A 13,820-nucleotide genomic window follows, 5' to 3' on the forward strand; every position below is an offset into this window, starting at 1 on the left:
GAAACCTTTTTTCCGCACGATGATCTAGGCTGGAAGCGGTAGGCGCTCAGGCCCCATTGCGCTCTGCGGCTGCGAGGGAGCGGCCTTGTCGGCATGCTCCTTCTCCTCGCCCGTGGCGCTCTTCACGCAAAGGATGACGGCCTCGCGCAGGGAGGACACGTAGTAATCCGCTCCGAGGGAGGCCTGCCGGCTCTGGTTGCTCAGCACCGCGTCATCGGCAGGCCATAGGCCGACCAGGATCGGCACGTCCGGCATCCGGTTCTTAAGACGGCGGAGAAGATAGCGCAGATGGGCGGGTGTGCCACCGATCTCCAGGTACGACAGGCAGATCATCCGGACGTTCGCCGTGTCGAGCGTCGCGATACCGGCCCTTGATACCGCTTCATAAGGCACGACGCGGGTGCCCAGCCCATGCTTGGTGGCCAGCTGCGACAGCATGGCGGCGGCAGCCTCGTCGAGAGGGCCGCGGCCGGCGATGCAGAGAACGGCCCCCGGGGCCTGCCAATCTTCGGGAATCGGGGCAGCCACGGGCGGGGTCTGCGCGATGGCAGGCTCCTTGATGGCGGGCTTTTCGCTCACGGGAGAGGCCACCGGCTCGTCCTCTGTCTCCTTGCGCTCCGGCTCGGCATCGTCATGGGAGTCGAGATCGAGGATCAGGGCGCCAACCACATCCTTCACCCGCTCGAGCTGGTGAACGGTCAGCACCCCGCGCCCCGCATCGTTGGCCGCAAGCTGCAGCCCCTTGAGGGCGACCTCGTCGTAATAGGACGTCAGGGAGCGCTCCCGCAGCAGGACTTCGGCCGATTCGAGCGCCTCGTCCGGATCGCCGGCCAGCATGCGCTGGTAGAGATTCTCGGCCGGTGTCAGCGCAGGCCTGTCGCCGAGGAGGACGTCGAGGAACTCCAGTCTCTCCACATGCCGGCCCAGCACCACCAGGCAGAGGGTCAGGGGCGTCGCGATGAGCAAGCCCACGGGCCCCCAGATCCAGGTCCAGAAAATCGCCGAGAGGACCACCGCGAAAGGCGAGAGGCCCGTGCTCTGGCCGTAGACGACGGGCTCGATCCCATGCCCCATCAGAGGCTCGCCGATGAGGAAGAGGGCTGCGGTCATCAGGGCCATCGACCAGCCGGGATCCACGGCGGCGGCCAGCATGATCGGAAAGGCCGCAGCAATGAACGATCCGATATAGGGCACGAACCGCATCAGCGTCGCAAACACGCCCCAGAGCAGCGGGCTCGGCACGCCGATGATCCACAGGCCGATGGCGACGAAGACGCCGAATGCGGTGTTGAGACCGAGCTGAATCAGGAAGTAGCGACTCAGCCTCCGCGCGGCATCATCCATGGCGATGGTGGTGCGATGGAGATCGCTCGAGCCGAACAGACGAATCATGCGGTCACGCAGGTCCTCCCGCTGGAGCAGGATGAAGACCAGCACCACGAAGACGATGCCCATGGTGGCAAGCGGCTGCAGCAGGGGCAGCAGGAAGTTGCGTGCCAGCTCGACAGGCGTCGGTTCGGGCTGATGCACCTCGACCGGAAGCGGACCGGTTCCTTCGGCTTCCTGAGGCGCGGCAGGCGAAGCCGGCGCCGCCTGCTTCTCCTCCGGCTTTTCCTGGACGGCGCGATCGAGCTCGCGTCCCATATTCTTCAAAAGAGCCGGCAGCCGCCCGATCGATCCTTCGCGCAGGGAGCCGACCTTTTCCTTGATCGTGAATTGGTAGCGCGGGATGTCGGAGGCCAGGCCCGCAAGCTGGAAGCCGATGATGCCGCCCAACGAGAGAATGATCCCCAGGGCGACGAGCACGGCGATGATGACGGACGGAATACGGCCCAGATGCCATCGCCGCATGATCTCCACAAAGGGGGCGAGCACGAAGGCGAGCAGGATCGCAAGCACGATCGGCAGAAACACGTCCTTGCCGATATAGAGGGCCGCGAGGACGACGATACCGACGATCAGGGTCATCAGCCCTGAGATCCCGGGCACGCTCGGAGGCGGAACCTCGGCCTGCGGTGGCGTGGAAGACGGGATGCTCATGAGGGGTTTTCTCTTCTCCGGGATCGGAGCAAAGGCTCCTGGCCATCTCCTACAACGCCCGTCGGCGGCGATTCGATCCTTGGCCGTTTCACGAGTGTCCGAAGTCGGATGGGACCTTTTGCCCTCTGGCCCGCTGGCGCACGTACCCCATCTCTCCGGAGGAATGAGACCCAGCACCCTGCCACCCGACGTCCCCGCCTTGCTCGCCGTCGGTTTGGGTGCTGCCCGCAGGCTGCTTTGCAGACAACCCCCACGAGCACCCCATGAGCCTCTCGGCGAAGGCTCCTGGTCGGCCCTCCCTTTGCGGCCACCCTGGCCGTCGCCTTTCGGCTTGCCCTGGCCCTCAACGGAGAACCTGAACCCATGTCGGTGACAGAAACCCGCCGAAGCTTTTCGAGCGGCGGAAAGGCTATCACGGTGGACGTGTTCGAGCCCGGTAGGCAGGTGCGGGCTCCGTCCGTGGTCATGCTCCACGGCGCCGACGGGCTCGGCTTCAACAACCGGTACCGGGAAGGCGCGCGCGCAATCGCGGCTTCCGGCTTCCAGGTCAACCTCGTCCATTACCTCGACCGTACGGGGGAACGGCGGGCTTCCTTCGCGACCCTGTTCCAGAATTTCCTGCCCTGGGCCGAAACCGTGCGGGATGCCCTCGCATGGGCCACCGAAAGAGCCGAATCCGAAAAGGTCGGCCTCGTGGGAATCTCCCTCGGGGCGGCGCTGGGACTGGCGGTGTCCGGCGCGAACGGGCAGATCGGGGCCCTGGTCAGTTTCTTCGGGCCTCTCCCGCAGGGTGTCGTTGCTCCCGACACACGGCTGCCGCCAACCCTCATCCTGCATGGCGCTATGGACCCGGTCGTGCCCGTGGCGAATGCCTATGCCATTGAGACCCTGCTCCGGCAAAAAGCCGTTCCCTACGAGATCAAGGTTTACCCAGGCGAGGGACATGGGTTTCATGAGACTGCCCGGGAGGATGCGACACAGCGCGTGCTGGCCTTCCTGCAACGCCATCTGTCGCCCGAGCCGTTGACCCTTTCGACCGGCGGGCGAGACGGCTAAAAGAGACCCGGAAACGGCAGGAACGAGGATTGCCATGGCACCGTCGGACGCGAATCGCTCATCGAACCCCCTCCTCGAGCCATGGGCGACTCCTTACGGAATCCCGCCCTTCGAGAGCATCGCACCGGAGCATTATGGGCCGGCTTTCGACGCAGCCATTGCGGAGCAGAAAGCGGAAATCGATTCCCTTGCGGCAGGCACCGAGGCGCCGACATTCGCCAATACGGTCGAGGCATTGGAGCGCAGCGGTGCAACGCTGAAGCGCGTCGGCGGCGTCTTCTTCAATCTGGCCGGATCGCACACGAATGATGCGATTCAGGCCATCGAGCGCGAGATGGCACCGCGCCTCGCCAAGCATCGCAACAGCATCTTCATGAACGAGGCCCTGTTCCGTCGCGTGGACGCGCTCCACCGGGACAAGGACCGCCTCGGCCTCTCGTCCGAACAGGCGCGCCTTCTCGACCGCTATCATACGATCTTCGTGCGGGCCGGAGCCCGCCTCGGAGCGGAGGACAAGGCACGGCTCGCGGCCATCACCGAGCGTCTGGCCAGCCTCGGCACCCAGTTCTCCCAAAACGTCCTCGCTGACGAGAGGGATTATCGCCTCGTCCTCGAAAACGGCGAGGATCTGGCGGGTCTGCCGCCTTTCCTGCGGGATGCAGCCGCGCAGGCCGCGGCCGATAGCGGCCTTGCGGGGAAATACGTCATCACCCTGTCACGCTCCAGCATCGAGCCGTTCCTGCAGTTTTCGAGTCGCCGGGACCTGCGGGAGCAGGCCTTCAAGGCCTGGATCCGCCGCGGAGAAGGCGGCGGCGCCACGGACAACACGGCCATCATCGCCGAGATGGTTCGGCTGCGCGCCGAGCGCGCGAAGCTTCTGGGCTATGAGACCTTCGCGGACTTCAAACTGGCCGACACCATGGCCAAGACCCCGGAGGCGGTGCGCTCGCTCCTCGATGAAGTCTGGGCGCCGGCACGGCGGCGTGCGATGGAGGAGCGGGACGACCTCCAGGCCCATGCCCAGACGCAAGGCGACAACATCGTCATCGAGCCTTGGGACTGGCGCTATTATGCCGAGCAGGTCCGCATCGCGCGGCACGATCTCGACGAGGCAGCGATCAAGCCGTACTTCCAGCTTGACCGGATCATCGAGGCGGCCTTTGAGACAGCGAACAGGCTCTTCGGCCTGAACTTCCAGGAATTGCAGGATTTCCCGCGCTACCATCCCGACATCCGTGCCTGGAAGGTCGTCGATGCGGCCGGAACACTCATCGGGATCTTCATCGGCGATTACTTCGCACGTCCCTCCAAGCGCAGCGGCGCGTGGATGAGCGCTTTCCGCTCGCAGGAGAAGCTGACCGGTGATGTCCGCCCGATCATCGTCAACGTCATGAATTTCTCCAAAGGCGGCCGGGGCGAGCCATCCCTCCTCAGCTTCGACGACGCAAAGACGCTCTTCCACGAATTCGGCCATGCGCTCCACGGCCTGCTCTCCGACGTGACCTATCCTCTCCTGGCCGGAACGGGCGTTTCGACCGACTTCGTCGAGCTGCCGTCCCAACTCTACGAGCACTGGCTGTCGCGGCCGGAGATCCTGCGTCGCTTCGCGACCCATTACAGGACCGGCGAGCCCATTCCTGAGGCGCTCCTTGACCGGTTAATGGCAGCGCGAAACTTCAACCAGGGCTTTGCGACCGTGGAGTATCTCGCCTCCGCCTTCGTCGATCTCGACCTGCACCGGCTTGCGGATGCGGCGCATGTAGATGCATCCGCCTTCGAGCGCGCCTCTCTCGACCGGATCGGGATGCCACGCGAGATCGTCATGCGCCACCGCACGCCGCATTTCACCCATGTCTTCGCGGGCGATGGTTATTCGTCAGGCTATTACAGCTATCTGTGGTCGGAGGTCCTCGACGCGGATGCGTTCAACGCTTTCGAGGAGACCGGAAACGTCTTCGATGGCGAGACGGCGGCGCGGCTGAAGCGCTACATCTATTCCGCCGGCAACCTGCGCGATCCTGCAGATGCCTACCGCGCCTTCCGCGGGCGTCTGCCGACCGCCGAGGCTCTTCTGGCAAAGCGGGGATTGGCCGCTCCGGGAGCGGAGGAAGCATAAAGCCTCAAAGGGCCGGGACGATCGGCAGACGCCATTCGCGCAGCTTGACCGCGCAAGGGGTCCTGCGGTCGACCGGCGCCGCCTTTTGCGGGCTGGTCCGAGCCTGATTCGACTGGCGAAGAACGCCCAAAAGAAAAGCCGCTCCCTGCGGATCCGTCTTCAGGGCATTCGCGTCGAGCACCGGCATATGGGTTTCCCTCTGGTTGCGTCCCCAGCGGGAGCGCCTTTCGGAATCAACAGCCCATCGAGCGGCAAAGTTCCCATCAGACGGAAGCGAATCGAAGTTCGCTGATCTGCCGGGATACCGATCCTGGACCGAGAATACAGGAGGGAAAGTGGGCGTTATTGGGGCCGTCGGGGAATCTCTGCGGCTCCAGACAGAGGCCCGCATGGGGGCCGTAATGGGCACCGTTCAGGCCGGGGACAGGGATCTCGAGCATGTGCCCGTCATAGAACTGGACCCCGGGCTCCGTCGTCCAGAGCTCCATGGCCAGGCCGGACGTAAGGGATTGCAGCGTGGCCGCATGCCGGAGCGTTCCCCAGGGGCCGCGCAGCACGTAGTTGATGTCGTAGACGGTCCGCTCCCGCAGCAGCTCCGCCGCGCCGATCGGTCGCTGGTTGCGGAAATCGTAGGGCGTGGCCGCCACGCGCCGGATCTCGCCGGTCGGGATAAGGTCCGATGCGGTCGGGGTCACGTAGTCGGCCGCAATCGTCAGGTGGTGCGAGCAGATGTCGAGGCTGCCGTCCAGGTTGAAGTAGCCGTGGGTGGTGAGGTTGACGGGCGTCGGCTGGTCGCAGGTCGCCTCCAGCACGATCCGCACCGTGGCGTCGGGGAGCAGGGAATAGGTGCAGGTGGCAACGAGACGCCCCGGATAGCCCATGTCACCGTCGTCCGACACCAGGGAGAGCGTCACGCTGGACCGCTGCTGTTCGACGATCGTCCAGTGCCGGGTCCCGAACCCGTCCGTTCCGCCATGGAGCTGGTTCCGCCCTTCATTGGCATCGAGCGTGTATTCATGCCCGTCCAGGGTGAAGCGCGCCTGCCCGATCCGGTTGGCATAGCGGCCGACAATGGCGCCGAAATATGGGGAATGGGCCTTGTAATCTGCGATGGAGTTGAGGCCGAGCACGACGGGCTGAGGCCCCTGTCGCGCCGGCACGATCAGATCCCGGATGACCGCTCCCCAGGTCAGGACGCGCAATTCCATCCCGTCGGGGCCGGTCAGCGTGATCTCCCACACGTCCCGCCCGTCGAGGGTTCCAAAATGGTCGATCGCCATGCCTATCCCTCGAAGATGTGGGCCCTGATGCCGTGGGTGCCTGTCTCGACCGCATAGAGATGCCCTGCCATGGGGTCCGTATGGGGATCGTGGCCGATGCCCGCCGTGGTGATGTAGAGGGTCGTCAGGTCGGGCCCACCGAAGGCGCAGTTGGTGACCTGGGCCGTGGGCACCGGCACCACCATCTCGGCCCTTCCTTCGGGCGTGAAGCGGGTGATGCGCGACCCGCCCCAATGGCAGACCCAAAGATGGCCCCTGTGGTCGACCGTCATACCGTCCGGGTGGCCCCAGCCCTGCTCGAACGTAACGAAGACCCGAGGCTCGCCGAGCCGCTCGCCGTCCCGCTCGAAGGCCAGAATGGTCCGGTTCGTGGTGTCGGTCGCATAGAGCGTTTTCCCATCGGGGCTGCAGACCGGGCCGTTGGTGACGACGGTGCTCCCGTAAATGCGCGAGAGCGCGTGCCCATCCCAGCGCCAGAAGGCGCCTGTCGGCGCCGTTTCCGGATCATGCATGGTGCCGAAATAAATGCAGCCATCGGGTCCCACGCAGCCGTCGTTGAGCCTGTTGTCCGGCTGGTCCGGCTCGGGGGCCATGAGGGGCGTGGACTTGCCGCTCCTCATGTCGAAGCGGGCAAGGCCCGACTTGAAGCCCGCCACCACCACGTCCGGTTCGGGGGTCAGCAGGACGAAGCCGACCGTCTCCGGAGCCGGAATGTGCCCGTGCTCCCCGGTGGAGGGCTTGTAATGCCAGATGCCCGGCTCCTTGATGTCGACCCAGAGGAGCGTATCCGTGCGGTAGTCCCAGACGATGCCCTCGCCCAGGATGCAGGCGCTTGCCACGGCCACGTGAGGGACCTTCGGATAGACGATCGGATGGCTCATCGGTCCCCTTTCCTGGAAAGCCTGGCGCTCTGCCGGTAATTCGGCCGGAATTGCAGCGGTTCAACCCCCCTCCCGCCCACCTTCGAGAGCAAGGCCTGGGGCGGAAGACCCTGGTGCACAGAGCGCAAGATTGGCTTGTCGCCGTTCCGGCAGCAAGGCGGGAATTCCCCGCGCTGCGACAATTGTGGCTTCCTTCCAGGCGCAAATGGTCCTAGATCCTCCCTGGTCCTATGGTGGGGAATCCTCATGGCGAAGACATTGACGATCCGCTGGCTGGCTCTCGGACTGGGGCTGGCGCTCGCAAGTCCCGCTGCTCAGGCGCAGCCTGCCCCGATCAAGATCGGCGAGCTGAACTCCTACAGCAAATGGGCCGCCTTCACGGTGCCCTACCGTCAGGGTTGGCAACTGGCCCTCGACGAGATCAACGCCAAGGGCGGCGTGCTCGGGCGCAAGATCGAGATCATCTCCCGGGACGATGGCGCCACGACCGGCGATTCCACGCGCGTGGCGGAGGAGCTGGTGACGCGGGAGGGCGTGTCCTTCCTGTTCGGCTCCTTCCTGTCGAATGTCGGCGTCGCGATGGCGGACTACGCCAACCAGAAGAAGATCCTCTACATCGCTACCGAGCCGCTCACCGACGCCATCACCATGGCGCAGGGCAACCGCTATACGTTCCGCGTCCGGCCGAACAACTACATGCAGGTCGGCATGCTGGTCGATCAGGCCAAGGCCTCGGGCGCGAAGCGCTGGGCCATCGTGGCCCCCAATTACGAATACGGCCAATCGGCCGCCGAGGTGTTCAAGCGGCTCATCAAGGAACGGGTGCCTGGCGCGGAGATCGTCGCCGAGCAATACCCGGCCCTCGGCAAGATCGAGGCCGGCGCGACCGTGTCGGCGCTCGAACAGGCGAAGCCCGACGGGATCTTCAACGTGACCTTCGGGCCCGACCTCACGCAATTCGTCCGCGAGGGCAATGCGCGCGGCCTGTTCGAGGGCAAGAGCATCCTGTCGCTGCTGACCGGTGAGCCCGAATGGCTCCTCCCCCTCAAGGACGAGATCCCGGAAGGCTGGACGGTCACCGGCTATCCTTGGGACGAGATCACGGAGCCCAAGCACAAGGCCTTCGTGGACGCCTATCGGGCGAAGTACAAGGACACGCCGCGCCTCGGCTCGCTTCTCGGCTACATCACCGTGTACATGATCCGGGACACCATCGAGCGCGCCGGCTCCGTGGAGACGGATGCCCTCATCAAGGCTCTCGAGGACGCCAAGTTCGACACGGTCATCGGCCCCGTGACCATGCGTGGCATCGACAACCAGTCGACCATGGGAGCCTGGGTCGGCAAGCTCGTCCTCAAGGGCGCGACCGGCGGCATGACGGACTGGACGTACAATGACGGCGCATCCTTCATGCCGTCCGAGGCCGACGTGAAGGCCGCTCGGAAGGACTGACGCTTCCATGCCGCCACGCGCGTCCGCCCTCCGCCGGAGGGAAGGTTAGCCTTCATGGATCCGTCGTTTCTCGCCATCCAGGCCCTGAACGGGCTCGCCAGCGCCTCGTCCCTCTTCATCACGGCCTGCGGGCTCACCCTCGTCTTCGGCGTCACGCGGATCGTCAACTTCGCCCACGGCTCCCTCTACATGGTGGGCGCCTATACGGCCGCGACGCTGGTGCCGCGGCTGCTCGAACTCTCCTACGGGCCGACGGCCTTCTGGGTCGGCATCCTGGCCTCGGCGCTGCTCGTGGGCGTGATCGGCATCCTGCTCGAAATCCTGCTCCTCCGGCGCATCTATCATGCGCCGGAACTCTTCCAGCTGCTTGCCACTTTCGGGGTCGTCCTGGTGCTTCAGGATGTGGTGGTGCAGGTCTTCGGGCCGCAGGACATCCTGGGCCCGCGCGCGCCGGGCCTGCGCCAGCCTGTCGAGATCCTCGGGCGGCGCTTTCCCTCCTATGAGCTCGTGCTCATCGCCGCGGGACCGGTCGTGCTCGGCCTCGTCTGGCTCCTCCTGCGCAAAACGCGCTTCGGAATCCTCGTGCGCGCCGCAACCCAGGACCGGGATATGGTCGCGGCCCTCGGCGTGAACCAGGCGCTCCTGTTCACCGGCACCCTGTTCCTCGGCGCCTTTCTGGCCGGCCTCGGCGGCGCGCTGCAGATCCCGCGCGTCGCGGCGAATACGGGCATGGACCTGTCGATCATCGCCGAGTGCTTCGTCGTCACGGTCGTCGGCGGCATGGGCAGCGTTCCGGGGGCCTTCCTGGCGGCGCTCATCATCGGCCAGCTCCAGGCCTTCGGCATCCTGATCTTTCCCAAGAGCACCCTCGTGGTCGTGTTCCTGCTCATGGCGGTGGTGCTCGCCGTGAGGCCCTACGGGCTCTTCGGGCGGCCGGAGATCGTCGGCGGATCCCATGCGGTCGGCATCGCCAGCCGCAAGCCGTCGCGCTACAAGAGCCTCGCCTGGCTTGCAGTCCCCCTGCTCCTCGCCCTGCTTCCCCTGGTGGCGGATGCCTATCTGCTTAAGGTCGCGATCGAGATCCTGATCTTCGCCCTTTTCGCGTTCAGCCTGCAGCTCCTCATCGGCGTCGGCGGCCTCGTCAGCTTCGGCCATGCGGCCTTTTTCGGGCTCGGTGCCTACGGGGCGGCCCTGGGGGTGAAGTGGCTCGGCGCTCCCATGGGCGCGGCCCTGCCCCTCGGGGTGCTCCTCGCGGCCGTCGGCGGCGCGCTGATTGGCGCCTTCGTGGTGCGCCTGTCCGGCATCTATCTGGCCATGATGACCCTCGCGGCCGCGCAGATCCTCTATGCGGTGGCGTTCCAGTGGGTCGAGGTCACCGGCGGCGACAATGGAATCGTCGGCGTCTGGCCGCCGGCCTGGATCGGCGCACGCAGCGCCTATTATCTTCTCACCCTGGCGGTGACGACCGCGGCCCTGTTCCTGCTGACGCGCCTGATCGACTCGCCCTTCGGCTACGCCCTCCGCGCCGCCCGCGACTCCGAGGCGCGCGCCGAGGCCATTGGGCTGCATCTGCGCCGGCACCGCTGGATGGCCTTCACGATCGCGGGCGCGAGCGCGGGATTGGCCGGCGGGCTTTATGCTTTCTCGCGCGGCTCGGTCGATCCGAGCCTGCTCGGCATCCCGACCTCGGTCGACGCCCTCACGATGCTCCTCCTCGGCGGCATCCAGACGATTGCAGGCGCACCGGTCGGCGCCGCGATCCTGCATGCCCTGCGCGACTGGATCATGCCCCTGACGTCCTTCTGGCGCCTGTTCCTGGGCCTGAGCATCATCACTATGGTGCTGGTGTTCCCCCACGGCCTCGTCGGCACCCTCGCCCGCTGGCGCGAGGAGCGCGCATGACCCTGCTCGACGTTCACGGCCTGACCCGATCCTTCGGCGCCGTCACGGCGGCGCGGGATGTCGCCTTCACGGTCGAGAGAGGCGAAATGGTCGCCCTCATCGGCCCCAATGGCGCTGGAAAATCCACCGTGTTCAACATGATCGGCGGTCAGCTGAAAGCCGATGCCGGCAACATCCTCCTCGACGGCGTGCCGATCACCCATGCGTCGCCGCAGGAGCGGTTCCAGAAGGGGATCGGCCGGACCTTCCAGGTTGCGCAGGCATTCCTGTCCATGACGGTGGCCGAGAACGTGCAGATGGCGCTCCTCAGCCATCACCATGAGAGCGCTTCCCTGTGGGGCGCGGCGCGCCGGCGCTACCGGAACGAGGCCATGGCACTCCTGTCGCAGGTCGGCATGGAACAGGCGGCCGACCGCTCCTGCGCGGAGCTGGCTTATGGGGACGTGAAGCGGGCGGAACTCGCCATCGCGCTCGCGGGCGAGCCCAAGCTCATCCTCATGGACGAGCCGACCGCCGGCATGGCGCCCAGGGAACGCTCCGCCCTCATGCAACTGACGGACTCCATCGCCCGCTCCCGAAAAATCGGAGTGCTGTTCACCGAGCACGACATGGACGTGGTCTTCGGCCATGCGGACCGGGTCCTGGTGCTCCTGCGCGGGGAGATCATCGCAGCCGGGAGCCCGGAGGAGATCCGGCGGGATCCCCGGGTTCGGGAGGCCTATCTGGGCGACGCCCACGCCCTTCAGCCCCTTCCGGGGAGGCCCGCATGAGCCCGCCCCTGCTGGATGTGGAAGGGCTGACCGCCTCCTATGGACGCGCCCAGGTGCTGTTCGGGCTCTCGTTCCAGCTGCGCTCCGGCGAGGTGACGGCCCTGATCGGCCGCAACGGCGCCGGAAAGACCACCACGCTCAAGGCCATTCTCGGCCTCGTGCCGGCCGCGGCCGGGCGCCTCACCTTCCTGGACCGCCCGATCCTGGGACTGCCCCCTTACAGGATCGCCCGTCTCGGGCTCGGCTACGTGCCGGAGGACCGGCGCATCTTCACCGACCTGACCGTTGAGGAGAACCTGGGGGTCGGCCGCCGCCCGGGCCGCGCCGGACGTTCCCCCTGGACGCCGGAGCGGCTCTTCCGCCTTTTCCCGAACCTGGCGGCCATGCGCGGGCGGCGTGGCAACGAGATGTCGGGGGGCGAGCAGCAGATGCTGTCCATCGCCCGGACACTCATGGGCAATCCGGAAGCCATCCTGCTCGACGAGCCCTCCGAGGGCATCGCCCCGGTCCTGGTTCAGGCCCTGGCCGAGGCGATCCGGGCCATGAAGGCGGAGGGCGTCTCGATCCTCCTTTCCGAGCAGAACTGGGCCTTTGCGGCGTCCGTGTCCGACAGGGCCTGCGTCATCGAGCGCGGCGAGATGCGCTTTCAGGGCCCGATGGCGGACTTCCTCGGCGACGAGAGGCTGAGGGCCGAGACCCTGGGGGTCTGAGGCACGTTGGCGGCCCCGGGGCAGAAGAAGCGCCCAGGTTCTGCGCCTAAAGCGTTGACGGACGGGGCGAAAGGCCCGATATCCAGCCCGTCCGGCGCAAACCTGCGCCCGCCCTCACCTTTTGTCCTCTGAGGAATCTCCCCTTCATGGGCGTCATCCACGTGACCGACCGCTCCGGCCAGCGCCACACCCTCGAAGCCGCCGAGGGCTGGCGCGTGATGGAAATCATCCGGGACTGGGGCCTTCCCATCGAGGGCCTCTGCGGCGGTGCGTGCGAATGCGCCACCTGCCATGTCTTCGTGGCTGAGGAGTGGCTTCCGAAACTCTATCCTCCGACCGAGGAGGAGGAGAACCAGCTGGACACGGTGGTGACCCAGCCGAATTCCCGCCTCTCCTGCCAGATCCTCTGGACCCCCGAGCTCGACGGCCTGGAAGTGACCCTGGCCCCCACCGGGAGCTGACTGTCCCTCCGGCCAAGCCTGTCGCATTGCCAAAGACGGGAGACCGTGCTTTTCGAGGGGTCTCTCCAAGGAGCCTGTTCATGACCGACAATATCGAAACGGACGTCGTCATCATCGGTGCTGGGCCTGTCGGGCTCTTCGCCGTTTTCGAACTCGGGCTCCTCGACATCAAATGTCATGTGATCGACATCCTGCCCAAGGTGGGCGGCCAGTGCGCCGAGCTCTATCCCGAGAAGCCGATTTACGACATTCCGGGCTTTCCCATGGTCACCGGGCAGGGGCTCGTCGACAACCTGATGGCCCAGATCGAGCCGTTCCATCCCACCTTCCATCTCAACGAGATGGTGGAGAGCATCGAATCCCTGGGCACGCCCGAGGCGCCGCTCTTCCGCGTGAAGACCTCCGAGAACGAGACCACGTTCACCTGCAAGGCCATCCTGATCGCCGCAGGAGGCGGATCGTTCCAGCCGAAGAAGCCGCCTATCGACAATATCGAGGCTTTCGAGGGCACCGGCGTCTTCTATGCGGTGCGTCACATGGAGATGTTCCGCGACAAGCGGATCCTGATCGTCGGCGGCGGCGACTCGGCCCTCGACTGGACCGTGAACCTGCAGCCGCTCGCCAAGCGCCTTACCCTGCTTCATCGCCGCGATGCCTTCCGGGCGGCGCCTCACACGGTGGAGAAGATGCGCTCCCTGGTCGCCGGCGGCGACATGGATCTGCATCTCGGCCAGGTGACCACGCTCAAGGGCAAGGCTCCGGTGCTCGAAGGCGTCACGGTCCGCAAGGACGACGGATCGACCTTCGATATCGACTGCGACGTAATGCTGCCCTTCTTCGGGCTGACCATGAAGCTCGGCCCCATCGCCGATTGGGGCCTGAACCTTCACGAGAACCTGATCCCGGTCGATACGGAAAAGTTCGAGACCAATGTCCCGGGCATCTTCGCCATCGGCGACATCAACACCTATCCGGGCAAGCTGAAGCTCATCCTTTCCGGGTTCCACGAGGGCGCTCTCGCGGCCCAGAAGGTGCATCGCTACGTCTATCCGGAAAAGAAGCTCCTTTTCCAATACACCACCTCCTCCACGAGCCTGCAGAAGAAGCTCGGCGTCGCGGCCTGAGAGAGCAGGGTCGGCGCAGCTTCCTCTT

At 65.9% G+C, this 13,820-nt stretch carries 12 protein-coding genes; 8 read left to right on the forward strand and 4 right to left on the reverse strand.

Annotation, left to right across the window (positions count from 1 at the left end):
- Positions 1-24 precede the first annotated feature (24 nt).
- Complete coding sequence (locus C4E04_RS18685; protein ID WP_109599878.1) at positions 25-2,040, reverse strand: AI-2E family transporter; 2,016 nt, start codon at positions 2,038-2,040, stop codon at positions 25-27.
- A 363-nt stretch (positions 2,041-2,403) separates the two neighbouring features.
- Between C4E04_RS18685 and C4E04_RS18690 the strand changes: the two genes are divergently transcribed.
- Entirely contained in the window at positions 2,404-3,096 is a 693-nt protein-coding gene (locus C4E04_RS18690; RefSeq protein ID WP_109599880.1) for a dienelactone hydrolase family protein, read from the forward strand.
- A 34-nt stretch (positions 3,097-3,130) separates the two neighbouring features.
- The gene (locus C4E04_RS18695; RefSeq protein ID WP_109599882.1) at positions 3,131-5,212 is read left to right on the forward strand and encodes a M3 family metallopeptidase; all 2,082 of its coding nucleotides are present in this window, start codon (positions 3,131-3,133) and stop codon (positions 5,210-5,212) included.
- A 4-nt stretch (positions 5,213-5,216) separates the two neighbouring features.
- Here C4E04_RS18695 and C4E04_RS18700 read toward each other — a convergent pair whose 3' ends face one another.
- From C4E04_RS18700 to C4E04_RS18710, 3 genes are all read right to left on the reverse strand, one after another.
- Positions 5,217-5,399 (reverse strand): hypothetical protein, encoded by a 183-nt coding sequence (locus C4E04_RS18700; RefSeq protein WP_109599884.1) that lies wholly within the window; start codon positions 5,397-5,399, stop codon positions 5,217-5,219.
- Positions 5,400-5,475: 76 nt separating this feature from the next.
- Positions 5,476-6,492, reverse strand: coding sequence for an aldose epimerase family protein (locus C4E04_RS18705; protein WP_109599886.1), 1,017 nt, complete (start codon positions 6,490-6,492; stop codon positions 5,476-5,478).
- A gap of 2 nt (positions 6,493-6,494) precedes the next feature.
- Entirely contained in the window at positions 6,495-7,373 is an 879-nt protein-coding gene (locus C4E04_RS18710; RefSeq protein ID WP_109599888.1) for an SMP-30/gluconolactonase/LRE family protein, read from the reverse strand.
- Positions 7,374-7,619: 246 nt separating this feature from the next.
- On the opposite strand from C4E04_RS18710, the gene C4E04_RS18715 reads away from it, so the two are divergent.
- From C4E04_RS18715 to C4E04_RS18740, 6 genes are all read left to right on the forward strand, one after another.
- Positions 7,620-8,825 carry an ABC transporter substrate-binding protein gene (locus tag C4E04_RS18715; protein WP_109599890.1) on the forward strand — a complete coding sequence of 402 codons (1,206 nt, stop codon included), beginning with the start codon at positions 7,620-7,622 and terminating at the stop codon, positions 8,823-8,825.
- Between the two features lie 54 nt (positions 8,826-8,879).
- Positions 8,880-10,727 (forward strand): ABC transporter permease, encoded by a 1,848-nt coding sequence (locus C4E04_RS18720; RefSeq protein WP_109599892.1) that lies wholly within the window; start codon positions 8,880-8,882, stop codon positions 10,725-10,727.
- Positions 10,724-11,497, forward strand: coding sequence for an ABC transporter ATP-binding protein (locus C4E04_RS18725; RefSeq protein ID WP_109599894.1), 774 nt, complete (start codon positions 10,724-10,726; stop codon positions 11,495-11,497). The genes C4E04_RS18720 and C4E04_RS18725 overlap by 4 nt, the downstream gene beginning before the upstream one ends.
- Entirely contained in the window at positions 11,494-12,207 is a 714-nt protein-coding gene (locus tag C4E04_RS18730; RefSeq protein WP_109599896.1) for an ABC transporter ATP-binding protein, read from the forward strand. The genes C4E04_RS18725 and C4E04_RS18730 overlap by 4 nt, the downstream gene beginning before the upstream one ends.
- A 146-nt stretch (positions 12,208-12,353) precedes the next feature.
- Positions 12,354-12,668, forward strand: coding sequence for a 2Fe-2S iron-sulfur cluster-binding protein (locus C4E04_RS18735; protein WP_109599898.1), 315 nt, complete (start codon positions 12,354-12,356; stop codon positions 12,666-12,668).
- 80 nt (positions 12,669-12,748) lie between these two features.
- Complete coding sequence (locus tag C4E04_RS18740; protein WP_109599900.1) at positions 12,749-13,792, forward strand: NAD(P)/FAD-dependent oxidoreductase; 1,044 nt, start codon at positions 12,749-12,751, stop codon at positions 13,790-13,792.
- Positions 13,793-13,820: the final 28 nt, after the last annotated feature.

The organism is Microvirga sp. 17 mud 1-3 (assembly GCF_003151255.1).
Lineage (GTDB): Bacteria > Pseudomonadota > Alphaproteobacteria > Rhizobiales > Beijerinckiaceae > Microvirga.